This is a genomic window from Catenuloplanes niger (genome assembly GCF_031458255.1).
Classification (GTDB): Bacteria; Actinomycetota; Actinomycetes; order Mycobacteriales; family Micromonosporaceae; genus Catenuloplanes; species Catenuloplanes niger.
The window spans coordinates 9,268,392-9,290,621 of record NZ_JAVDYC010000001.1; the positions used below are offsets into that span (position 1 = coordinate 9,268,392).

Sequence of the window (22,230 nt, forward strand, 5' to 3'; positions counted from 1 at the left end):
GAACGAGCGGCCGGGTGGGTCTACCCTCCGGCCATGGATCATGGTGAGCGGGCGGTGCCGGTGGAGTTGCCGGTGCTGCGGTGGGGTGCGCGGGATGCCGCGACGCGGGTGCTGCTGGTGCACGGGCTGACGTCGGCGGCGGTCGTGTGGTGGCAGGTGGCGGACGGGCTGGCGCGGGCCGGCTGCCGGGTGACGGCGGTGGATCTGCGCGGCCACGGGCGTGCGCCGGGTGCGGTCGGCTACCGGCTGGCGGACCACGCGGCGGACCTCGGCGCCGTCGACGACGAGGGTGCGGGCTGGGACGTGGTGGTCGGGCACTCGCTGGGCGGCGCCGCGGTGGTGACGGCCGCGGCCGCCGGTGTGCTGGACGCGCGGGCGTACCTGTTGCTGGATCCGGTGTTGCGGGTCTCCGGGCCGGAGATCGAGCGGTACGTCGTCGCGCTCACGGCCGAGCTGACCGCCACCCCGGCGGAGATCGCCGAGGCGCAACCGCGCTGGCACCCGGAGACGGTGCGGTTGAAGGCGGCGGCCGCGGCCGCGTGCTCGCCGTACGTGGTGGAGCACTGCCTGCGCGACAACGGCCCGTGGGATCTGCTGCCGTCGATCGGGCGGATCGGCGCGCCGGTGACGGTGCTGGGTGCGGACCCGGTGGTCGAGGAGCCGAGCTTCCCGGACGCGCAGGCGGCCGCGCTGCCGGGGCACGCGACCTACCGGGTCGCCCCCGGGTGCGGGCACTCGCCGCACCGGGACGACCCGGATCTGGTGGTGGCCGCGGTTATTTCTTCGTCTCCTGCTGGAGCGTGACGCAGTCGTCGCCGCCACCGGTGCCACCGCCGGCGTCGGGTTCCCAGCGGAGCGCGGCGTCGGCGGCGGCCATCTGGGCGTAGGCCTCGCCGTCCTCGAGGCAGTCGTCGTGGTCGCGGCCGACCTGGGTGCCCTCCGGGTCGACGCGCCAGAGGCCGTCGCGGGTCAGCTCGACCCGTACGTCGAAGCCCTTGCCCTTGGTCTGGCGGAAGTGCGCCTGCAGCGGCACCACCCACAGCCCGGACGGCTTCTGCTCGATCTGGGCCTGGTCGCCGCGGTCGCCGTTCTCGTCCCAGGCGTCGATGTAGACGGCGGAGCCCGGCTTGATCTGCCGGAGCTCGGAGGTGTCGGTACCACTGCAGGCGCCGAGCACCGGCGCCGCGACGGCGAGCGCCAGCAGGGCGGCGAGCGAGCGGTTCATTGGAGCAGCCTTTCGACGTGGAGATCGTGACGCCTGAGACGGTAGAGGATCTTGACAACTTCAGCATTGCCTTAAATAAGCCGGGTCTGAAATAGTCGGCGGATGGATGCTGAGGTGGACGCCGTCCAGGCCGAGCTGGCCACGCTGGACGACCCGGGGGTGCGCGCGGTCAACGAGAGGCACGGCGACGATCACGGCGTGCGGCTGGGCGCGCTGCGCGCGGTCGCGAAGAGATTGAAGACCCGGCAGGACCTGGCGGTACGGCTATGGGACACCGGCGACAGCGCGGCGCGACTCGTGGCGTTGCTGATCTGCCGGCCGAAGGCGTTCGACCGGGACGCGCTGGACCGCATGCTGCGTGACGCCCGCACGCCGAAGGTGCACGACTGGCTCGTCAACTACGTGGTGATGAAGAGCCCGCACGCCGAGGACCTGCGCGTGACCTGGTCCGCCGACCCGGACCCGGTGGTGGCGAGCGCGGGCTGGGCGCTGACCGGTGAGCGCGTCGTGCGGAAGCCGGCCGGCCTGGACCTCGACGGTCTGCTCGACGTCATCGACGCGGAGATGAAGGGCGCACCGGACCGGCTGCAGTGGGCGATGAACCACTGCCTCGCCCAGATCGGCATCCAGCACCCGGCGCGGCGGGCCCGCGCGCTGGAGATCGGCGAGCGCCTCGAGGTGCTCAAGGACTATCCGACGCCGCCGGGCTGCACGTCGCCGTACGCGCCGGCCTGGATCTCCGAGATGGTCCGCCGGCAGGACGCCGGCTGACGAGAGCCCTCCCGGAGCGACCGGCTTCACGGGGCCGGACGGCGTCGCTCCGGGAGGGGCGGGGAATCAGGTCTCGACGGCGAGCCCACGTTCGGCACGCCCGCGCCGAGGCTGAGCCCCGCCCACTGTGCCGCATCCCACAGGCGGAACCGGCCAGCCTCCCGGGACGCGCCGGACGGGGTGCCGCCCGCGGGTCACACCACGATGATCTGTGGGTGCGGGTGGCGCAGGAAGTCGTGGTGCGAGATGTCCCAGCCGTAGGCGCCGGTCCGGGCGAAGACCAGCACGTCGCCGACCCGCAGCCGGTCCACGTGGACGTTCCGGGCCAGCACGTCGCGCGGCGTGCACAGCTCACCCACGGCGTCGACCGGCACGTCCGTCACCGACGGCCGGGTGAACTCCCACTCCCACGCGTCGTCGCGGGGCAGCACGGTGAACGGGTGGCTGTACCCCCACGCCGCCGGCAGCCGGAAGTGGTGGGTACCGCCGCGGAGGACCGCGAACCAGCGGCCGTGCGTCCGTTTCAGGTCGATGACCTCGGCCGCGTACCACCCCGCGTCCGCGGCCAGGAAACGGCCGGGTTCAAAAACCAGATCCACGTTCCCGGGTACGGTGAGCGTGGCGAGCCCGGCGTGGAGCGCTTCCAGGTCGAGCGTGTCGGCACCGGTGTAGGAGACGCCGAGTCCACCGCCGACGTTGACGTAGCGCAGATCCAGCCCGTACCGCGCCGCGGCCGCCACCGACCAGTCCACCGCGCCGGCGACGAACCTGGCGTAGGCGCCGGCGTCCAGCGAGTTCGACACCGCGTGCAGGTGGAAGCCGCGCAGTTCGACCGCGCGCAGCGGCACCGCGAACGCGGCGTCCAGCGTGGCCTCGTCGATCCCGAACGGCGTCGGGGTACCGGTCATCCGGTGACTGCCGTCCGGGCCGGCCACGGCCCGGTTGACCCGCAGCGCCGCGGCCGCCCGCGTCCCGAGCCGGCCGGCGATCGCGTCCAGGCGGCGCAGCTCGAGGACGCTCTCGACGTGGACGAGCGCGCCGGCCCGTACCGCGTCGTGCAGTTCCCGGTCGGTCTTCGCGGGCCCGCCGAAGGCGATCCGCCGCGCGCCGGCCGCGACCGCGAGCGCGAGTTCCCCGCCGGAGGCCACCTCGAGGCCGTCCGTGGCGGCGGCGAGCGCGGCGACCACGTCCGGGTGCCCGTTGGCCTTGACCGCGTAGAGCAGCGTCGCCCCGGCCGGCAGCGCCGCCCGCACCCGCGCCGCGGTCTCGGCCAGCACGGCCCGGGAGTAGACGTAGGCGCTGACCGGGCGCTCGGCGCCGAGCAGCGCGTCAGGGAACGGCATGCGGGCTCCTCACCGGATCGCCGGGGGCCGGCCGGCCGCCCGGGTCGCACCGGACCGGGCCGCCGCACCGGCGCCGGTGCGGCGGCGATGTGTCACGGGAAGACATGCAGCGGGTTCCGGACCGGGTGGTGGACGTCGCCGGAACCGGCCAGCCGCATGCGGACCAGGGCCTTGTGCGGCACCAGCGGCGCGGTCAGCGCGGCGTGGTCGTCGGCAGCGGCCGGCACCGGTCGCGGCCCGCCGCGCAGCCCGTCGTAGACCTCGTCGACGACCGCGCGCACCCGCCGCCACGCCGCCGCCTCGTCCAGGCCGTGCGACCGGGTCAGCTGCACGATGATCTCGCCCAGGTGGGCCTGCAACGCGGTGTAGCCGATCTTGGCCCGCATCGTGTCGTCGTCGTCCGTGGCGGTCACCGAGCCGGGCCACAACGGCAGGTCGACGCCGGATGCGACCAGCCGCGGCCGGTGCAGCCGCAGGCCGGCGAAGTCGCGCAGCACCAGGCGGTGCGGGCGCCCGTGCCGGAACGTCGGCAGGCAGTTCTGCAGGTGCGCCTCGAGCGCGATGCCGTGCCGGGCCGCGAGCCGCAGCGGTGCCGGCAGCAGCAGCCGGGCGTAGTCCTCGACGAAACCGAGCGCGTCGCCCGGGTACGCGTCGGCGAGCCCGGCCAGCACGGTCCGCCCGGTGGCCGGGTCGGTCGCGGCGAGCGCGCTGCCCGGCACCACGGTCTCGCCGTCGGCCAGCCGGTGGTCGATGCCGCGGCGCAGGATCGCGGCCAGGTCGCGCCCGGCCGCGGGGACGGCGGTGCCCGCGGTCTCGGCGAGCAGCAGCAGCCGGTGCCCGTCCGGGTCGTCGTCGACGAGCGTGTGCAGCAGCTTCGACAGCGCCGGCCCGTTCTGCGTGCTGGCCACCGAGATGCTGCGCCGGGTCGAGGTGACCTGGATGTCCAGCGACACCTTCAGGTAGTGCCGGGCGCGGTCCGGGCCGGGCGGCAGCAGCACGGTGCGCAGCGCCGCGGTGGGGGAGACCGGCAGCTCGCCGTCGAGCGGCCGGAGCGCGTCGTCGGCGAGCAGGTCCGCGTACCGGTGGCGGACGACCGCCTCCCACTGCCAGGCGTGCACCGGCTGCACCGCGTACCCGCTGGGCGCCGGTGGGAAGTCCGGGTGTTCCAGCCGCCCGGTGAGCAGCTCCCGGCGGACCGCCACGAACCGCAGCGTGGTGCCGGGCGTCTCCAGGTCGTGGGCGAGCACGTCCGGCACGGTCCAGCCGAGCCGGGTGCGCCCGCACGGGTGCAGGTTGTGCCCGGTGATCGCGAGCCGTTCGTACGCCAGCGCGGTCTCGTCCGCGTCGGCCGGGACCCGGTCGACGCGGGGGCGCGCGTACGCCAGTGCCAGGTTCGCGGTCGCGTCGACGATCTCGGCGGCCAGCCCCCAGGCGGCCGGGTCGCCGCCGAGCAGCGTGACCGGGTCGTCCGGGACCTCGTCCGGGTCCGGCTCGACCCGGTCGAAGCCGTGCCGGGTGCCACGGCCGGCGTACCGGGCGCGCGCGTCGCCGATGTCCTCGCGGATCAGCGCGCCGAGCAGCCGGGTGCCGACCGTGCGGGCGGCCCCGGGTATCGCGTCGCGGAACGCGGGCAGCAGCTCGGGCGCGGCCCGGTCGAGCCCGGCCGCGGTGTGCGCGACCGCGTCCCGGAGCGTGACCGGCGCGAGTTCGCAGAGGTGGTGGCCGCGCTGGGCGGTGGTCATCGCAGTCCTGCCATCGGGTTGTCGAGGTGGGTCCACACGTCGTCGAGCGGGTCGGCGGCCAGCCGCATCGCGGTGGTGGCCTTGAGCGGCAGCGTCGGGCCGAACAGCCCGGCGGTGTCGCCGGTGCCGAGCCGCGCGTAGGTGTCCCGGGCGACCGCCGCGACCGACCCCCAGAGCAGGTCAGGAGCCACGTCGTGGGTACGGGTGAGCACCGCGATCTGCTCGGCGAGCGCGCCGGAGACCGCGGCGGCGAGAAGCTTCGTGCGCAGCGCGTCCGGGTCGTCGGTGCCGAGGTCGCCGTGCAGCTCCGGCACGCCGAGCGTGAACCCGTGCCGGCGCAGCCGGGCCGGGCTGATCCGGACGCCGCCCAGGTCCCGGTAGAGCAGCCGGGTCGGCACCCCGTCGACCAACGCGACCAGCGTGTTCTGCCCGTGCGCCTCGAGGGCGACGCCGCGGTGCAGCATGACCAGCAGCGGCGGCAGCACGGTCCGCGCGAGCGCCGTCAGGAAGGCCACGGGGTCACCGCCGAAGCCGGTGCCGACCGCGTCCCGCTGCAACGCCGGCTGGGCGAGCGCGGCCAGCGGCAGGACGACCTCGCCGGGCGCCTGCCGGGGTGCCTCACGGGCCAGGTAGGCGAGGCTGCGGCTGGGCTCGCCGTCGACGAGCACCGCACCGGCGAACGTCTCGCGCAGGACGGTCAGGCCGGGCAGGTCGGTGGCGAGCGTGTGCAGCAGCACGGACACCACCGGCCCGTTGCGGACCGCGGCCGGGGAGACGGTGCGCACCGCGGACGTCATCTGCACGTCGACCGCGGTCTTCACGTGCTGGCTGCGGCGGCCGACCGGGGCGAGCGTGCGCAGCGACATCAGTGGGCGGGCCGGCCGGGTGCGCCCGGTGGGCCGCAGCTCCGGATGCCGGTCGAGGACGTGGTCGCGCTGCCACGGGTGGACCATCAGGATCGGCGGGCCCTCGCCGTACCAGCGGTCCTCGGGCACCCGGACCTCGGCGAGCTCGACGATCGTGCGGTGCTCCGGCGCGTAGGCCAGCACCTCCTCGGTCGACATCCCGGTGCGGGTCCGGCAGCCGGGGTGGATCGGGTGCCCGTCCACCACGGACTGCTCCGCCGTGGCGAGCCCTTCCGGGTCGGCGGCGAGCTGCTTGAGCGTGGGCGTGGGGAACGCGTTCGCCCGGGCCAGCGCGAGGTTGGCGACGGAGTTGGCGAGTTCGGCGCGGAACCGGTCCGGCCAGCCGGCGATCCGGGCCACCCGCACCGGGTCGCCGACCGGGCCGTCCGGGCTGTCCAGCAGCGGTCCCGGTCCCGCGTCCCCACCCGCGTCCGGTCCCGCCGACCGGCCCGCTGCCGGTCCCGGTGCTGTCTCGGCGAAGGGTGCGGTGGCCGCGGCCGGGCCGGTGAGCGTGCCGCCGCCGGCCAGGGTCACGGTGAGCCGGCCGCCGCGGGTGCTCCGGTTGCCGAGCCCCGGCAGGGGTTCCCGGCCGATCGCGCCCCACAGCCGGCCCAGCACCGCCGCCCGCGCGCCCGGAAGGGCCGCCTCGTAGTCGGCGACCAGGTCCGGCCGCAGCCGCCCGAGATCGTCGCGCGTCCGTTCCGCGTCCGGCGTGTTCGCTGCCGTGGTCATCGCCGTGTACCCCCTCCAGCCGTTCCGCTGGCCATTTTCGACCCGTCCGGGACGTCCCACCCGCGCGGCCCCGCCGATGTCCCCCGTTCCCTCCAAACCTAGCGTCCTAGGACGCGATAGGCGGTGTGCGCCTGGCCACGTCGCCGCGCGGACCGTCGGACGTACTTCGGAGCGGGGCACCATCACGGACGGCGCTCCGCGCCGACAGCATCCAGAGAAGACGGTTTCCGTTGACCAGTTTCCCCGCGACCGCTCGCCTGGTTCGTGACGAGAGCTTCGACCCGCGCGTGCGGCGGGTGCGCCTGCGGAACTGCCTCTACCACTTCGCGCCGTTCGGCTTCCACGCGACGTGGGACCATCTGACAACCGCCCACCGCGTCCCGGAGCGGATCGAGGCCGATCCCGCGTCGCCGGTGCGAGCCCTGGTGCTGCCGAGGGCGGCCGCGTTCGCCGCCCGGCGACGGTTGCAGAAGCGGGTGGGCCGGCGCGTCCCGGCGACGCTGCATCCCTGGGACTCCTGGGGCTGTCACGCCATCGCCTACTGTCCCGACCCGCGGAAGCACCCGGTGGAGCCTCTCCCGGTCGTGGTGGGCCGGGTGCTCGACGCGTGCGCCGCGGGAGTCGAGCCGGCCGGCCGGTGCCTGGCCTGTGGCGACGACGCCCGACGCCCGCAGCGGGCGTGCCGGCTCTGCGGCGTCCTGCCCGGGGGCCGTGGCACCCCCCGCTGAGGGATGCGGCGCGGCGACCTCTGCCGAGTCCCGGCCGGCGCTTCCGCCGGTCACGCCGATTACCTATCTTCCTAGGACGCTCTACACGGTGTGCCCGCCGCCATTCGCTCACGTCAAGAACGAAGAGGACGGCGCAGAGCGCCGACGACATCAAGGGCTTCGGGTTCGGGTCCGGGGATCGAGGTGGGACGCGGGTGACGACGGGCTCGGTGCCGGTGGGGTGAGGGTGGCCGGACGTACCGCCGGTGGGGTGTGGTTCTGGGGTCGTCGTCCGGCTCGGGCCGCGCCGATGCCGGCGGTGACCACCAGTGCCATGCCGGCCAGGGGCAGCAGGCCCGGGGTCTGGGCGAGCAGGAGCGCGCCGGCGAGGAGGGCGATGGCCGGTTCGAGGGACATCAGGATGCCGAACGCGGTGGTGGTGAGGCGGCGGAGCGCGAGGAGTTCGAGGGTGAACGGGATGACGGTGACGATGACGGCGAGGAGTGCGCCGGTCAGTGCCAGTTCGGGGGTGAGGGCGCGGTAGGTGGCGGGTGGGGTGAGCAGGGTGGTGAGCAGCAGGGCCACGGGGAGGGAGACGGCGAGTGGGGTGAGGCCGGTGGCCTGGTCGCCGGCGCGTTGGGTGAGCAGGATGTAGCCGGCCCAGGCGACGGCGGCGGTGAGGGCGAAGGCGACGCCGGTGAGGTCGGTGCCGTGCCAGGGGCGGGTGAGCAGCAGGACGCCGAGTGCGGCGACGGGTGGCCAGAGCCAGCGGCTGCGGCCGTGGCCCTGGAGGACGGCGACGGTGAGCGGGCCGAGGAATTCGATGGCGCTGGCGGTGCCGAGGGGGAGGCGTGCGGCGGCGGCCATGAAGGTGAGCAGGAGCGTGCCGGTGACGATGCCGAGCGCGACGGTGGTGGGGGTGAGGTGGTGGCGTCGGGGTCGGGCGATCGCGAGGAGGATGAGCGCGGACCAGGCGAGGCGGAGCCAGACGACGCCGGTGGTGCCGAGGGTGTCGATGAGGTGGACGGACAGGGCGAGCCCGATCTGGATGCAGATCATGGCGGTGACCGCGTAGCGCATGTGCGGTAGTGAAGTCGTGGTGGACTGTTCGCGTCCACGTGAGGATCTTGAACGGATCGTTCGTAGGATCTGCACGGTGGAGACGCGGCGGTTGCGGTTTCTGGTGGAGTTGGCGCGGCTGGGTTCGATGCGTGCGGTCGCGGATGTGTTGGGTACGTCGACGAGCACGGTGTCGCAGCAGGTGGCGGCGTTGGCCCGGGAGGTGGGGGCGCCGTTGGTGGAGCCGGACGGGCGCAATGTGCGGTTGACGGCGGCGGGCCGGCGGTTGGCGGGGCATGCGGACGGGATTCTGGCGGCGGTGGAGGCGGCGCGGCTGGATCTGGATCCGGGTGCGGTGCCGGTGGGGACGGTGCGGGTGGCGGGTTTCGAGACCGCGATCCGGCGTTCGGTGCTGCCGGTGGCGGGGGTGCTGGCGGTGGATCATCCGGGGGTGCGGTTGACGGTGCTGGAGTTGGAGCCGGACGAGGCGCTGGGTCTGCTGGCGGTGGACGGTTGTGATCTGGTGCTGGCGTACGACTTCGATCTGGCGCCGGCGTCGTTCGGTTCGTCGCTGCGGGTGGTGCCGGTCTGGAGCCGGCGGTGGGGTCTGGGGGTGCCCGCGTCGTCGGTGGTGGGTGCGGGTGCGGGCGCGGTGGAGGTGTTCCGGGTGTTCGCGGGTGATGAGTGGATCGTGAATTCGCGGAACGGGATCGATGAGCGGGTGGTGCGGACGGTCGCGTCGATGGCGGGTTTCCGGCCGCGGGTGACGCATCGTGCGGACAGTCTGGAGTTGATGCAGGACCTGATCGCCGCGGGTCTGGGGGTGAGTCTGTTGCCGGTGGACGTGCGGGTGCGGCCGGGTGTGCGGGTGGTGCCGCTGGCGGGTCCGGAGGTGGTGATGCGCGCGTGTGCGGTGACCCGGGCGGGGCGGGAGGTGTGGGCGCCGCTGGCGGTGGTGCTGGGTCTACTGGCCGGGTGTGGTGAGCCGGACGACGAGCGGGCGGTGGTCGGAGACGGGTACGTCGGGGGTGTCGACGCTGATGACCTGTCCTAGTCCGCCGGTGTCGCGTGGGTCGAGGAGGACGTGGTCGAGCTGGAGGGTGGGTGAGGGGCTGGGGAAGGTGGGGGTGCGGGCGAGGGTGCGCCAGCGGGTCATGCGGGTGGCGACGCCGGTGGGGAGGTTGAGGTCGCCGGTGAGCAGTCGTGGGCCGGGCATGCCGCGGAGGGCGCGGGCGGCGGTGCGGAGCTGGATGAGGTTCCAGCCGGGGACGAACGACAGGTGGGTGGTGGCGACGGTGATGGTGCCGCCCCAGGGTGGGGTGATGACGGCGGCGAGCAGGACGCGGGGTTCGTCGCGGATGAGGATGGGTTTGGGGGTGAAGACGGGGGAGCGGACGGGTGCGGCGGGGAGTCGGACGATGCGCCATTGGCGGACCGGCCAGCGGGAGATGAGGGCGATGCCGTAGTTGGGTTCGTCGGCGCCGTCGTCGTCGTGGGTGAGGGGGCGGAAGCCTTCGCCGGGGGTGCCGACGACGGCGGCGGCGAAGCGGTGGTGGGTGGCGCCGAGTGCGTCGGCGGCGAGGGCGGTGAGGTCGAGGTGGTGGCTGCGGGCTTGGGCGCGGTCGACTTCCTGGAGGCCGAGGATGTCGGCGTCGAGGGTTTTGATGGCGTCGGTGAGCCGGTCGGCGTCGACGGTGCCGTCGCGCAGGGAGCGGCCGTGGAGGATGTTGAAGGTGGCGAGGCGCACCTCTGTCACGGTAAGGGGTATGTGGTGCCGGGGCCTGCCGAGTGGGGGTACGGCGCGCGGGTACGGTGGCGTCCGTGCTGGTTAAAGCCTTGTTCTGCCTCGCGTTGGTGTTTGTCGCCGGTGCGGTCGCCGGTTGGTGGCTGCGGATGAGGCGTGGTCTGTAGGTGGACGCGGGTCAGGTGGCGGTTCTGCTGGTGGCGGCCGCGGCTGCGGGTTGGGTCGACGCGGTGGTCGGTGGTGGCGGGTTGTTGTTGCTGCCGGCGTTGATGATCGCGGCGCCGGGGGTGCCGTTGGCGACGGCGTTGGGGACGAACAAGCTGGCGGCGATCGCGGGTACGGCGACGGCGGCGGTGACGTACGCGCGCCGGACGAAGATCGACTGGTGGGTGGCGGGTCCGGCGGCGGGGGCCGCGGTGGTGTTGTCCGGGGTGGGTGCGGTGTTGGCGGGGAGTGTGCCGGCGTCGGCGTACCGGCCGGTGGTGTTGGGTGTGCTGGCGGGTGTGGCGTTGTTCGTGACGTTCCGGCCGCAGATGGGTGTGACGTCGGATCCGGCGAAGCGGACGCGGTCGCGGGCGGCGGTGGTGGTGGCGGTCGCGGGTGGGTTGATCGCGTTCTATGACGGGATGATCGGGCCGGGGACGGGCACGTTTTTGGTGTTGGCGTTCACGACGGTGATCGGCGCGGATTTCGTGCATGCGTCGGCGATGGCGAAGATGGTGAACGCGGGTACGAACCTGGGTGCGCTGGTCGTGTTCGGGTGGGGTGGGCACATCTTCTGGACGTTGGGTCTGGCGATGGCGGTGTGCAACGTGGTGGGGGCGGCGTTCGGGGCGCGGATGGCGTTGCGGCGTGGTTCGGGTTTCGTGCGGGTGGTGTTGCTGGTGGTGGTGCTGGCGTTGCTGGTGAAACTATCGTGGGACCAGTGGATGGCCTGACACCGCTGCTGATCGATTGTGATCCCGGTATCGACGACATGGTGGCGTTGCTGCTGGCGTGTGCGAGCCCGGAGGTGGAGCTGCTGGGCGTGAGCACGGTCGCGGGGAATGTGGGTGGTGCGTTGACCGCCCGTAATGCCCTGGACGTGTTGGCGTTGGCGGGCCGGCCGGATGTGCCGGTGGCGGTGGGCGCGGACCGGCCGTTGGTGGTGGCGGGGTTGCGGGGGCATCGGGGTGCGCACGGCGATTCCGGTCTGGGTGGGGCGCGGTTGCCGGTGTCGCCGGCGGAGCCGGTGGGTGTGCATGCGGTGTCGTTCCTGGCGGCGGCGATCGAGTCGGCGGATCGTCCGGTGACGTTGGTGGCGACCGGGCCGTTGACGAACGTGGCGTTGCTGTTCGCGGTGTATCCGGCGGTGGCTGCCCGGTTGGGGCGGCTGGTGGTGATGGGTGGCGCGGCGGGTGGCGGCAACATCACGCCGGTGGCGGAGTTCAACGTGTGGGCGGATCCGGAGGCGGCGTACCGGGTGTTGACGGCGCCGGGTCTGGCGCGGGTGGTGCCGACGACGGTGGTGGGTCTGGACGTGACGTTGCGGACGTTGATCGGTCCGGTGGACGCGGCCCGGTTGCGTGCGGCGGGTGGTGCGGGTTCGCTGGTGGCGGATGCGATCGCGGAGTACGTGCACGGTGCGCCGGCCGGTGGTGGGGTGCCGATGCATGACGCGGTGGCGGTGGCGGAGGCGGTCCGGCCGGGGATTCTGGAGTGTCGGCCGGCCCGGGTGGTGGTGGATCACGGGTTGGGCGCGGAGCGGGGGCGGACGCGGGTCGATCCGGTGGGGCCGGGTGGTTCGTCCGGGGTGTCGGTGGCGGTGGGGGCGGATTTCGCGGCGGTGGTGCGGTTCGTTCTGGACCGGATCGTCTGACATATGCTCGCCGGATGGCGATGTGGCGGGCTGCGGACATTCCGGATCTCAGCGGGAAGGTCGCGGTGGTCACGGGTACGTCCAGCGGGCTGGGTGCGGTGATCGCGGGGGAGTTGGCCCGGCACGGTGCGCACGTGATCCATGGGGTGCGTGATCCGGCGGTGGTGCCGGGGGTGGACGCGCGGCGGCTGGATCTGGCGGATCTGGACGTGGTGGCCGGGTTCGCGGCGTCGGTGGACGGTTTTGACGTGCTGGTCAACAATGCCGGGGTGATGTGGCCGCCGTTGCGGCGTACCCGGCAGGGTTTCGAGTGGCAGTTCGGGGTGAATCATCTCGGGCATTTCGCGTTGACGGCGTTGTTGTGGCCGCGGCGGCGGGCGGGTGCGCGGGTGGTGACGATGTCGTCGATCCTGCATCGGACGGGTCGGCTGGATCTGGACGATCCGAACTATGTGCGGCGGCGGTATTCGCCGGAGGGTGCGTACGCGCAGTCGAAGTACGCGAACGTGGTGTTCGGTCTGGAGTTGCATCGTCGTGGCGGTACGAGTCTGTTGGCGCATCCGGGTTATGCGCGGTCGCGGTTGCAGACCAGTGGCCCGTCGGGGGTGCGGGCGGCGGTGGGCCGGGTGATGAATCCGGTGTTCGGTCAGCCGGCCGCGGTGGGTGCGTTGCCGGCGTTGTTCGCGGCGACGTCCGCGGATGCGGTGTCCGGTGCGTTCGTGGGTCCGTCGTTTCTGCAGTTGTGGGGTGGGCCGGTGGTGGTGGCGCCGGTGGTGGGGTCGGCGGATCCGGGGTTGGGTGAGCGGTTGTGGGCGGTGTCGGAGGAGTTGACCGGGGTCCCGTTCGCCGTGTGATTTTCACCTTCCGGCAAGATCGTTGTTGTGACTGACGACGCGACCGACGCGGTCCGCGGGCATCTGCGCCGCGTGCTGCTGCACAACAGGGATCTCAAACAGCGCCGGCTGGACCGGATCGCGGCCGAGGAGGCCGCCGGGCACCGGATCATCACGGGTGGCCGGACGCACGGCGCGCAGTGGAGTCTGCACGACTGGCGGACCGGGGAGACGATCGCGTCGGGTCAGCAGGGCATCGACGAGTTCGACGAGGTCCGGGAGCGGTTGGACCCGGATGATCTGTGGTTGCACGTGGACGAGATCTCGTTCGATCCGGAGCCGTACCGGCCGATCCCGGCGGACGGTCTGCCGGGTGATCTGGGGATCGTGTTGCAGCAGTGGGTGTCGGGGACGGGTACGAGTTCGGCGGCGCTGGCGGAGTTCATCGGGTGGACCGAGGAGCAGGTGGAAGAGGCCCGGTAGTTCCGGTCGGGTGCGCCGACGCCCGCGAACTGTACCGTCCGGACGGTACAGTGGCGGTATGGCAACGGCACGGGAACGCATTGTGGACGCAGCCGAGGAGCTGATCACGGCCGGTCAGGTGCCACCGGCGTTGGAGGCGGTGGCGGCCGCGGCGGGGGTGAGCAAGGGCGGCCTGCTCTATCACTTCGACAAGCAGTCGCTGTTGCGGGCGCTGGTGACCCGGGCGGTGCACCGCTTCGACGCGCGGCTGACCGAGGCGGCGGCGCGGGGCACGATGGCCGCCGCCTGGTTGCGGTTGTCGGTGCCCGCGCCGGACGAGCGCACGGTGTACCGGGCGATGATGTCGATGCTGCGGTTGACCACGACCGGGGAGTTCGACCTGCCGGACGAGGTCGGCGACGCGGAGCGGCGCTGGCAGCGGATGCTGACCGCCGAGGTGGGCGACCCGGTCCGGGCGCGGCTGGTGCGGCTCGTCGGTGACGGCCTGTTCCTGGCCGCGCTCACCGGCCCGCCGCCGACGTCGGACGAGGTGGAACAGTTGCTGCACCACCTCGGCCTGCCCACCTCGGCCGGAGGGGTGCGGTCGTGACCGCCGTGCTGCTGGCCGGGATCGCCGGCCTGGCTCTGCTGGACGCGCTGAACCCCGCGACGATCGCCGGGGTGGCCCTGTTGCTGCTCGCCCCGATGGCGCATCCCGCCCGGGCGGCGGCCGGGTTCGTCGCCGGCGCCTACCTGACGGTCCTGGCGCTCGGCGCCGTGGTGTACCTGGGTGCTGACGTCGCCGCGGACGCGGCCGGGAACGGTCTGGTCTGGGTGCGCCGGGTCGCGTTCACGGTGGCCGCGGTGGCGTTGGCCGCGGGTGGGCTGCGCCGGTTGCGGGACCGGGTCCGCCCGGCGGTCACCGTGCCGGGCTGGGTCAACCCGGCCAGCGCCGCGGTGCTCGGCACGGTCATGACCGGCGCGGACCTGCCCAACGCGTTCCCGTACTTCATCGCCATCGAACGCATCGTGAACGCGGACGCCGGCACCACCCGCTCGCTGCTGGTCATCGCCGGGTACGCGCTGGTCTACTGCCTGCTGCTGCTGATCGCCGGTGCGGTCCGCGGTGACCGGGTCCGCCGTCGCCTCGGCGGCCTCTACGAACGGCTCGGCACGGAGAAGAAGCAGCCGCGCAGCGTGCCCGTCGCGGCTGGCTACCTCGTCGCGGCCGCCGGCGTGCTCAGCGTCGCCGTCCTGGCCTGAAGGCCCACCCGACTGGTGAGATCGCTTATTCAACTGTCGCGAGTTCGGGCCTCCACGAGCCTTCCTCGTCACCGCACGTGACGGATCAGCTCGTGCACCGCCGCGACTTTCTCAGTCGCCGACTCCGTCAGGCCGACGGCAGCTCGCCCAGCAGGTCGATCGTGCCCAGCGCGGTCCACGGCGAGCCTGGACGGCCAGCCACCGTCAGAGCCACCGAACTCGGTCCCGGTGCCAGGCCGTCCAGGGACGCGACATCGACAGCGCCAGCCAACATCGTCAATCCGGTCTCGACGACGGCCGGAAGATCACCGGTGGGTTGGGCGGCCGCGGCGCGGATCGCGGCAGGGGACGGTAGGACCTCGGTGTGGGTGCCGTCGGGGTGGGTGACCAGGATGCGATCGGCCCGGGCGGCGGCGTGCCAGGCCAGAACATCAAGCACCGTGGTGCGGTGGCCGCCGAGGAAGTGTTCCTGCTGGTCGGCGGCCGCTCGGGCGAGCTGGTCGCCGAAGCGGCCAACGTCGTAGTAGTCAGCGGAAGCGGGCAGTGTCAGGTCGGTCCAGAGCAGGCGACGCCGGTCCAGGTCAACAACGAACGGCATCATCATCCGGGCATCGCCCCGCAGGTCGAACCTCTGTGCGACGCGGGCGGCGTCGAACTGTTCGCCGCCACGCAACGGCAGCATCAGGCCGGCGATCGCGGCGGTCATCGCCTCGAATGGGACGGCGTTGAAGCTGAAGATCATCGGTACGGCGTACCTCGCACCCGCCGCGGCCAGCAGATCCATGTCGAGGTCGAGGTATTCGGTGGCGCCCAGCGGTGCCGGGGCCGAGGTCAGGTCACCGGAGTGGATCGCGGCGTCCCCAGCGAACCGCAGCCGGGTGTAGTCGCAGTACCCGGCCCGCTGCCAGTTCGCATCGAAGAAGGCACACGACAGGTCCAGGTCGACCCGGGTCTTCTCGGGCTCCTCCCAGTGCAGGAAGAGCCGTAGAATTCCGGCCGGTGGCAGGGTTCGCACACTGCCTCGCGGCCATCCCGCGAGCTGTGCGGATCCGGCCCGCTCCCGCACCGGTGCCGGCACGTCGGCGAGCGCCCCGTCGAGCACCGCCAGGTCGAACCGTGGCAGCACCGAGGCCCGTCCGGTCAATTCGTCATCGACGATCGCCCGAACCGTCGCGATCGTCGAAGGCAGCAGGGCCGTGCGGTTTTCCGGCTCGGTCCAGGTGGTGACGACGCTGCCGCGCGGGAAGAAGACCCGCCGCGGCATGCCCGGCCCGGGCCGCCCACCGACAAGGCTCGGCGCCTGCGGCTGACCGACCGCCTGCGCGGGAGCGACCGAGGACTGAAAGGACTCCGTAACGGCGGAGGACCAGCCGTGGCGGCGGGCGGCGTCACGCAGAACGCCGTCGAGGCTGGTCGCCATGGGGACTGTAGTCTGTTCGCGGGCCCGGCGGGCGGCCAGCGCACCGGCCCGGGACCGCTGGAGAACCGCCACGTCAGCCGGCGATGCCCGGACAGTTGCATCGCGGTGGGACAGTTGGGCCGCCGCTGCGGAGAGAACGCCGGGCGATACCCGCGGCGCGGTCTCCTGCAGCGCCGAGGTGACCGCTGCCAGCGAGGAAGGCGAGTCCCCGGCAGCACGCAGCAGATGGTCGAGACGGCGCCACAGATCACCCGGCCGACGGGTGAGCAGCCGGACGGCGCCAGTCACGTCACCACCGGCGAGAGCCTGCTCGACCAGCGACGCGTGACTACGCAGCCGAACCGATACGGTGCCGTCCGGATGGGTGGAGACGTCGAGCTGATCGCAGGCCCGCTCCACGATGGCCTGGCCGAGTGCGCCGGATCGCTCAGCGCGGGTGCCGCGCAACGCCGCGAACGCTACAGCGGCCGACGGATACCTTCGCACCTTCTCGTACGGGTGGAGCCGCTCCCCGAGCCGCTTCCACACCGTCGCATGGCGCAGCATGTCCTCGGTCCCGTTGACCGCCCCGCGTGAGTCCAGGTGAGTGAGCACGGCCCGCCGCAGCGCCCGGGGCAGGGCTCGCACCCTCGACGACAGTTCTACCAGCCCGGGATCACCGTCGGAGTAGGCCCATAGGGTCCGGGCCGCATCGGTGACCGTGTCCCAGCGCGCCCTGGCTTCGTCGACGACCTGCGGTGACTCCCGTAGTGCCCAGGCGATGACCAGCGCATGCGTCTCCCGGCTGGGAACGACCTCGGGCAGCCAGCCGAGCCGCCCCGGCGCGGTGACCGATATCAGGGCTTTCAGATCGGCACGATCACTGTCGCTCAACGCGCCCGGCCGGGCGATCAACTCATCCCGGAGTTCCACGGCGGCAGCGTACGGATCGGTCTCCAGACCAGCGATCCGGACCGGCGGCAGGTCCTCGGCCAGCGGATTCCCCGGCCGCGAGGTCGGTGGCGGCGCTACCGGCGTTAGGTAGGGGTCCCCCGAGTTCAGCCGCCGTCCGCAGACCGGACATCCACTGACCTGCTCCGGAGGGAAGCAGGCTGGGCAGACCGGATGTCCGCACGGATCCAGGGGCGACCCGATCTCGTCACGCCCGCACAGCGCGCACGGCGCTCCCGGCACCGCGAACAGATGGGTGAGCAGCCGCCGCACGAAGACAGCCGCCGGATCGCGGGGCGTGTTCGGAAACGATCGATAGAGCGGCATCAACGGGCGATCCGCCCCGGTGTCCTCGTCGAGCACGGCGAGTAGCCAGTCGGCCCATTGAACCCGCACCGTCACCGCCAGCCGCGTGGTGGCCTTGCGCAACTCATCGCGCATCAGCCAACCGCGTCCGGCGAGATCGGCTTCGAGCGCGGCCGACCACTCAGCCCCGTCGGTGGGTGCCTGCCCAGCGCCGACGACGGTGACCCGCCCGGTGCGCCGCAGCACGACGGTGGCCAGCTGGTCCAAAAGTAATCCTCCCCATGAGGCGGTGGGCGGGAGGAAACGACGCTAATTATCCGAAGGTTGGGAGAGAAGGAAGCACCGTAGGGAGCCGCCCACCGCGCCGCCGATCCTAGAACGATCTTCAGACCATCCGCGACCGAATTTGTTCGGGCGGCGCCGATACGGACCCCACCGGCGCATCGGCCGGGACCTCGTGCGCCCCGGTCGTATACAGGGCGGTCAGCATGCGCACCGCCTGAAGCAGCTGCTCGGTGCCGGGCCTGCCGGCGAACCCGACCGCCGTGAAAACGGCCGGAGCGAACTGACACAGGTACGACATCGACGCGTCCAGCATGCTCAACTGCCCGTGGTCACGCGGCAGCCGCTCACGGCGCTCGGCCCACGCCCGCATCCGGTCCGGGCCGATGCCGGTGCGCAGCAAACCGCCGATCTGCTCGTTGCCGATCCCGGTGTCGAGCACGATGGTCAGGATCTCCTCCAGCAGCTGCTGCCGGTTCTCCCCGCCCTTCGCCCGCTCTGCGAGCGCCTCGGCGACCTTCTGCTTCGCGGCCGCTTCCCGGCCGGATATCGCCTGGTCGAACAGCAGCAGCGTCTCGTCGAGCCCGGCGGCGCGCACCCGCGGTCGAGCGCACCGGGTCGGCAGCGCCGCGCCGAGACCCGCAGGAACTGGTGAACGGATGGACGACCACGTACGGCCCGGCGCGCCGGCCGGGTACGGGGACGGGGACGTCGTGGCGTGCCGGCTGCGACCGGCCGATCCGGACCACGTGCCGGTGGCCGGCGGACGTGCGGGCCGCTCTCGCCGCCGGTGGCCGGGACGCCGGCTTCGCGCGTTGCCGTCCGGCCGAGCGCCGGCGGCTGCTGCAGCCGATCGAGGACGCCGTTCACGCCTTGACGCGTCGACGCCGCATCGAGGCGCTGGTCCGCGCCCTGCCGGCGGACGCCGGCTGCGAGGATCCCGGTTGACCGGGGTCGGTGGTTACCGGCGGCGGACCGCGTACCGCAGGTGGGTGACGCGTGGTGAGGTTTCGGCGCCGAGTTGGTGGAGTTCGACGGTCGAGTCGTCGATGCCGTCGAACAGGCGGATGCCGGTGCCGAACAGGACGGGGGACAGCGCGATGGAGAATTCGTCGATCAGGCCGGCGTTGAGGTACTGCAGGATCGTCCGGGCGCCGCCGGCGATGCGGACGTCGCGGTTGCCGGCGGCGGTGCGGGCGGCGTCGAGTGCCGCGTCGATGCCGTCGGTGACGAAGTGGAAGGTGGTGCCGCCGGGCCGTTCCCACGGGTCTCGTCTGCCGTGGGTGACGACGAAGACGGGGGTGTGGAACGGTGCCTCGTCCGGCCAGGCCGGCTCGCCGGCGTCGAACATGCGTCGGCCCATGACGGTCGCGCCGGTGCGGTCGAACGTCTCGCGGAGGATGTCGTTGTCGCGGCCCTGTTCGCCGCCGGTGCCGAGGTGGAGGTTTTCCCGGAAGAACCGTTGCGGGAACACCCAGGACTGCAGCTTGACCCACTGCCGTCCCATCAGTTCGTCGGGTGATTCGGGGGCGATGAAGCCGTCCAGTGACATGGACACGCTGAAGAAGACGGTGCCGGCCATCAGCGGGCCGTGGCGGTGACGTAGGCGGCGAGGTTGCCGAGGGTCTGCCGGCCGCCCTCGATCGCGTGGTACTTCTCGGCGGCCTCGTCGCGCTGGGCCTTGGTCGGGAAGACGGTGCGCATCTCGACGTGGGTGGCCGTGCCGTCGGCGGTGAAGGTCAGGACGGTTTCGAACGCGTTCGGGTCGCCGGGGGTCTCGCCGTGCAGCAGCGTGATCCGTTCGGGTGCGACGATCTCGGTCCAGGTGATCCACTCGGGGTAGTCGGTGCCGTCGGGGCCGTGCATGACGAACGTCCATTCGCCGCCGACGGTGAACCGGAAGGCGTGGGTGGTGGTGGTGAACCCGTCCGGGCCCCACCACCGGGACAGGTGCCGGACCTCGGTGAACGCTTCGAAGACCAGGTCGCGTGGTGCGTCGATGGTGCGGGAGACGAGGATTTCGCGGTCGGTCATCGGTCAGTTCTCCTGCCGTGTCTGCTTCAGGTCCTGGACGTAGGTGTCGAGCCGGTCGAAGCTGTCGTTCCAGAACCGCTCGAACCCGCCGACCCATTCGTGGATCGGTTGCAGGCCGCGGGCGTCGAGGCCGTAGACGCGTTCCCGGCCCGCCTCCCGGACCTGGACCAGCCCGACCTCGCGGAGCACCCGCAGGTGTTTGGACGCCTGTGGCGCGCTCATGCCGAGTGCGCGGGCGAGGTCGGTGGCGGGGCGTTCGCCGGCGCGCAGCAGCGCCAGGATGTCCCGGCGCTGCGGTTCGGCTATCGCGTTGAACGCGTCCGAGGTCGTCGCTGCTCGTGCCATGACCACACTTTATTTTCCCATATGGGAAAACGTCAAGGGTCTCAGATCAGCTTCGGCGGGGTGTTGCCCGCGGCGACGATGGCGCGCCGGACCGGGACGAACAGCAGCAGCGCGAAGCCGGCGACGAAGAAGACCAGCAGGCTGATCAGGCCGATCCGGTAGCTGCTGGTCAGCTGGAAGACCAGGCCGAACAGCAGCGGCCCGAGCCACGACGTGCCCTTGTCACTGATCTCGTAGAAGCCGTAGTACTCGCCCTCCTTGCCGGCCGGGATCAGCTGCGAGAACAGCGACCGCGACAGCGCCTGGCTGCCGCCCATCACCAGGCCGATGCACGCGCCGAGCACCATGAACGGCACCGGGGCCTCGGCCGGCAGCCAGAACGCGCCGAGGATGACGAACGTCCACAGCGCCAGGCTGGCCAGCACGGTCTTCCACGCGCCGATCACGGCCGCGACCCGGCCGAGCAGCAGCGCGCCGCCGAACGCGAGGAACTGCACGATCAGGATCGTGATGATCAGCGTGGACTGGCCGAGGCGCAGCTCCTCGGTGCCGTACTGGCTGGCGAGACTGATCACGGTCTGGATGCCGTCGTTGTAGACGAGGAACGCGGCCAGGAAGAACAACGTCAGCGGGTACGCGCGCATCTGCCTGATCGTGTGGCCGAGCTGCACGAACCCGTCGGTCAGCACGCCGCGCCCACCCCGGTCGGCGGCCGCCTCCGCGGACGGGCGCTCGGTGAGCCAGATCAGCGGTACGAGCGTGAACAGCGCCCACCAGACACCGGCGGACACGATGCACCAGCGCGCGATGTCCAGCGTCGACCGCGGGTCGTCCGGGTTCTCGAACACGGTCAGCGCGACCAGGTTCAGCGCGAGCAGCAGGCCGCCGCCGAGGTAGCCCAGCGCCCAGCCGCGGCTGGAGATCCGGTCGCGTTCGTCCGGGCCGCCGAGCTGCGGCAGGAACGAGTTGTAGACGACGACGGACGCGCCGAGCGCGACGTTGCCGATCACGAACAGGGCGCCGCCGAGCAGGTATCGGTCGCCGGTCACGAACGCCATCGCGATCGTCGCGCCGGCGCCGAGGAACGCGGTCCCGGCCAGCATCGTCTTCTTGTGCCGGGAGCGGTCCGCGATCGCGCCGGTGACCGGCAGCACGAACACGGTCAACAGCACCGACAGCGACACCAGGTACGGGTAGAACGAGCCGGGCGCGATCGGGAAACCCAGCGGGGAGACGGTCGCGTCGCAGGTGTCCGCGCCCAGCTCGCAGCCGGCCGCGACCTCGGTGACGCTGGTCAGGAACGGGCCGAGGAACACGGTGATCACCGTGGTGGAGAACGCGGACATCGCCCAGTCGTAGAAGTACCAGCCGGTGCGTTCCCGGCGGGTGGTCACCACAGCAGCAGTCATCAGGTGTCCAGATATGTCAGGCGGGCCAGACGCCGCGCTGGGTGTAGACGTCCCGGAGCACGTCGAGACGGTCGGTCATGATGCCGTCCACGCCGAGGTCGAGCAGCGCGTGCATCTGCGCGGGATCATCGATGGTCCACACGTGGACCTGCAAGCCCTGCGCGTGCGCGGCCCGCACGAACCGGGTGTCGACGACCGGCAGCCGCCCGTACCGGACCGGGACCTGCGCGGCCACGACCGACGCGGGCAGCCGCAGCCGCCGGCCGGTCAGGGACGCGACCCGCAGCTTCGCGACCGTCCGCATGCCCATCGACGTGGCGATCCGCGGCGCGAGCGCGCGGATGCGGGTCAGCCGCGCGTCGGAGAAGCCGGCCAGCAGCACCCGGTCCTGCGCGACCACGGACTCGATCACCCGGACGGTGGGTTCCTCGGCGCCGTCGGCCTTGACGTCGATGTTGAACCGCACGTGCGGCCACGCGTCCAGGACCTCGTCCAGCCGGGGTACGGCGGCCGCGCCCGCGACCCGGACCGTCGACAGGTCCGCCCAGGTCAGCTCCGTCACCCGTTCCGGTCGGCCGGTGAGCCGCCGCAGGTCCGGGTCGTGGAAGATCACCGGGATGCCGTCCGCGGTGGTGTGCACGTCGGTCTCCACGTACCGGTAGCCGAGCGCGACCGCACGGGCGAACGACTCGGCCGTGTTCTCCGGGCCGTCCGCGGCACCGCCGCGATGAGCGAACGCGATCGGCCGCGGCGTGTCCAGGTACGGGTGATCCACCCGCGCAGTATGCCGGGTGGCCACCGTCGCGCGGGCATCCGGACGGTGAACAGATTTTGCGTCGGGAAGCCGACGGTCACGGCGC

23 protein-coding genes and 1 pseudogene are annotated in these 22,230 nt (G+C 72.5%); 11 read left to right on the forward strand and 13 right to left on the reverse strand.

Features of this window, described 5'->3' with window-relative positions:
* Nucleotides 1-33 precede the first annotated feature (33 nt).
* A complete protein-coding gene (locus tag J2S44_RS40695) occupies nucleotides 34-804 on the forward strand; it encodes an alpha/beta fold hydrolase (RefSeq protein ID WP_310428633.1) in 771 nt (256 codons plus the stop codon).
* On the opposite strand, the gene J2S44_RS40700 is transcribed toward J2S44_RS40695, so the two are convergent.
* Nucleotides 776-1,225: a hypothetical protein gene (locus J2S44_RS40700; protein ID WP_310428635.1), complete on the reverse strand. Its 450-nt coding sequence runs from the start codon at nucleotides 1,223-1,225 to the stop codon at nucleotides 776-778. The genes J2S44_RS40695 and J2S44_RS40700 overlap by 29 nt on opposite strands.
* 102 nt (nucleotides 1,226-1,327) lie before the next feature.
* Between J2S44_RS40700 and J2S44_RS40705 the strand changes: the two genes are divergently transcribed.
* Nucleotides 1,328-1,996 carry a DNA alkylation repair protein gene (locus J2S44_RS40705; RefSeq protein ID WP_310428637.1) on the forward strand — a complete coding sequence of 223 codons (669 nt, stop codon included), beginning with the start codon at nucleotides 1,328-1,330 and terminating at the stop codon, nucleotides 1,994-1,996.
* A gap of 194 nt (nucleotides 1,997-2,190) precedes the next feature.
* Here J2S44_RS40705 and J2S44_RS40710 read toward each other — a convergent pair whose 3' ends face one another.
* The 3 genes from J2S44_RS40710 to J2S44_RS40720 form a co-directional block, all read right to left on the reverse strand.
* A complete protein-coding gene (locus J2S44_RS40710) occupies nucleotides 2,191-3,339 on the reverse strand; it encodes a type III PLP-dependent enzyme domain-containing protein (protein WP_310428639.1) in 1,149 nt (382 codons plus the stop codon).
* Between the two features lie 92 nt (nucleotides 3,340-3,431).
* Complete coding sequence (locus tag J2S44_RS40715) at nucleotides 3,432-5,081, reverse strand: IucA/IucC family protein (protein WP_310428641.1); 1,650 nt, start codon at nucleotides 5,079-5,081, stop codon at nucleotides 3,432-3,434.
* Nucleotides 5,078-6,718, reverse strand: coding sequence for an IucA/IucC family protein (locus J2S44_RS40720; protein WP_310428643.1), 1,641 nt, complete (start codon nucleotides 6,716-6,718; stop codon nucleotides 5,078-5,080). The genes J2S44_RS40715 and J2S44_RS40720 overlap by 4 nt, the downstream gene beginning before the upstream one ends.
* Nucleotides 6,719-6,948: 230 nt before the next feature.
* Between J2S44_RS40720 and J2S44_RS40725 the strand changes: the two genes are divergently transcribed.
* Complete coding sequence (locus tag J2S44_RS40725) at nucleotides 6,949-7,446, forward strand: hypothetical protein (RefSeq protein ID WP_310428646.1); 498 nt, start codon at nucleotides 6,949-6,951, stop codon at nucleotides 7,444-7,446.
* A gap of 150 nt (nucleotides 7,447-7,596) precedes the next feature.
* Here J2S44_RS40725 and J2S44_RS40730 read toward each other — a convergent pair whose 3' ends face one another.
* Nucleotides 7,597-8,505 carry an EamA family transporter gene (locus J2S44_RS40730; protein ID WP_310428648.1) on the reverse strand — a complete coding sequence of 303 codons (909 nt, stop codon included), beginning with the start codon at nucleotides 8,503-8,505 and terminating at the stop codon, nucleotides 7,597-7,599.
* A gap of 76 nt (nucleotides 8,506-8,581) precedes the next feature.
* On the opposite strand from J2S44_RS40730, the gene J2S44_RS40735 reads away from it, so the two are divergent.
* Nucleotides 8,582-9,538, forward strand: coding sequence for a LysR family transcriptional regulator (locus J2S44_RS40735; protein WP_310428649.1), 957 nt, complete (start codon nucleotides 8,582-8,584; stop codon nucleotides 9,536-9,538).
* Here the strand turns inward: J2S44_RS40735 and J2S44_RS40740 are convergent.
* A complete protein-coding gene (locus tag J2S44_RS40740; protein ID WP_310428651.1) occupies nucleotides 9,449-10,231 on the reverse strand; it encodes an endonuclease/exonuclease/phosphatase family protein in 783 nt (260 codons plus the stop codon). The genes J2S44_RS40735 and J2S44_RS40740 overlap by 90 nt on opposite strands.
* A 179-nt stretch (nucleotides 10,232-10,410) precedes the next feature.
* Here J2S44_RS40740 and J2S44_RS40745 point away from each other — a divergent pair, with 179 nt between their 5' ends.
* The 6 genes from J2S44_RS40745 to J2S44_RS40770 are packed head-to-tail and all read left to right on the forward strand — an operon-like array spanning nucleotide 10,411 to nucleotide 14,644.
* A complete protein-coding gene (locus J2S44_RS40745) occupies nucleotides 10,411-11,166 on the forward strand; it encodes a sulfite exporter TauE/SafE family protein (protein ID WP_310428653.1) in 756 nt (251 codons plus the stop codon).
* A complete protein-coding gene (locus J2S44_RS40750) occupies nucleotides 11,154-12,086 on the forward strand; it encodes a nucleoside hydrolase (protein ID WP_310428655.1) in 933 nt (310 codons plus the stop codon). The genes J2S44_RS40745 and J2S44_RS40750 overlap by 13 nt, the downstream gene beginning before the upstream one ends.
* 14 nt (nucleotides 12,087-12,100) lie before the next feature.
* On the forward strand, nucleotides 12,101-12,940 hold the full coding sequence (locus J2S44_RS40755; RefSeq protein ID WP_310428657.1) for an SDR family NAD(P)-dependent oxidoreductase: 840 nt from the start codon (nucleotides 12,101-12,103) through the stop codon (nucleotides 12,938-12,940).
* Between the two features lie 27 nt (nucleotides 12,941-12,967).
* Nucleotides 12,968-13,402, forward strand: a complete 435-nt coding sequence (locus J2S44_RS40760) for a hypothetical protein (protein ID WP_310428659.1) — start codon at nucleotides 12,968-12,970, stop codon at nucleotides 13,400-13,402.
* 58 nt (nucleotides 13,403-13,460) lie between these two features.
* Nucleotides 13,461-13,991, forward strand: coding sequence for a TetR/AcrR family transcriptional regulator (locus tag J2S44_RS40765; protein WP_310428661.1), 531 nt, complete (start codon nucleotides 13,461-13,463; stop codon nucleotides 13,989-13,991).
* Entirely contained in the window at nucleotides 13,988-14,644 is a 657-nt protein-coding gene (locus J2S44_RS40770; RefSeq protein WP_310428662.1) for a GAP family protein, read from the forward strand. Before J2S44_RS40765 ends, J2S44_RS40770 begins: the two co-directional genes overlap by 4 nt.
* A 127-nt stretch (nucleotides 14,645-14,771) precedes the next feature.
* On the opposite strand, the gene J2S44_RS40775 is transcribed toward J2S44_RS40770, so the two are convergent.
* Together J2S44_RS40775 and J2S44_RS40780 are read right to left on the reverse strand one after the other, a co-directional pair.
* On the reverse strand, nucleotides 14,772-17,567 hold the full coding sequence (locus tag J2S44_RS40775) for an MXAN_6230/SCO0854 family RING domain-containing protein (RefSeq protein ID WP_310428664.1): 2,796 nt from the start codon (nucleotides 17,565-17,567) through the stop codon (nucleotides 14,772-14,774).
* Nucleotides 17,568-17,718: 151 nt separating this feature from the next.
* Nucleotides 17,719-18,165: pseudogene (locus J2S44_RS40780) on the reverse strand (Tn3 family transposase); the annotation flags it as partial.
* Between the two features lie 68 nt (nucleotides 18,166-18,233).
* Between J2S44_RS40780 and J2S44_RS40785 the strand changes: the two are divergent.
* Nucleotides 18,234-18,530, forward strand: a complete 297-nt coding sequence (locus J2S44_RS40785; RefSeq protein WP_310428666.1) for a YdeI/OmpD-associated family protein — start codon at nucleotides 18,234-18,236, stop codon at nucleotides 18,528-18,530.
* A 13-nt stretch (nucleotides 18,531-18,543) separates the two neighbouring features.
* On the opposite strand, the gene J2S44_RS40790 is transcribed toward J2S44_RS40785, so the two are convergent.
* The 5 genes from J2S44_RS40790 to J2S44_RS40810 are packed head-to-tail and all read right to left on the reverse strand — an operon-like array spanning nucleotide 18,544 to nucleotide 22,145.
* Nucleotides 18,544-19,167, reverse strand: coding sequence for a dihydrofolate reductase family protein (locus J2S44_RS40790; RefSeq protein ID WP_374728055.1), 624 nt, complete (start codon nucleotides 19,165-19,167; stop codon nucleotides 18,544-18,546).
* The gene (locus tag J2S44_RS40795; RefSeq protein ID WP_310428670.1) at nucleotides 19,164-19,616 is read right to left on the reverse strand and encodes an SRPBCC family protein; all 453 of its coding nucleotides are present in this window, start codon (nucleotides 19,614-19,616) and stop codon (nucleotides 19,164-19,166) included. Before J2S44_RS40795 ends, J2S44_RS40790 begins: the two co-directional genes overlap by 4 nt.
* Nucleotides 19,617-19,619: 3 nt before the next feature.
* Complete coding sequence (locus J2S44_RS40800) at nucleotides 19,620-19,961, reverse strand: ArsR/SmtB family transcription factor (RefSeq protein WP_310428671.1); 342 nt, start codon at nucleotides 19,959-19,961, stop codon at nucleotides 19,620-19,622.
* 41 nt (nucleotides 19,962-20,002) lie between these two features.
* Nucleotides 20,003-21,370, reverse strand: coding sequence for an MFS transporter (locus J2S44_RS40805; protein WP_310428673.1), 1,368 nt, complete (start codon nucleotides 21,368-21,370; stop codon nucleotides 20,003-20,005).
* 16 nt (nucleotides 21,371-21,386) lie between these two features.
* Nucleotides 21,387-22,145, reverse strand: a complete 759-nt coding sequence (locus J2S44_RS40810; RefSeq protein ID WP_310428675.1) for a glycerophosphodiester phosphodiesterase family protein — start codon at nucleotides 22,143-22,145, stop codon at nucleotides 21,387-21,389.
* Between the last annotated feature and the right edge of the window lie 85 nt (nucleotides 22,146-22,230).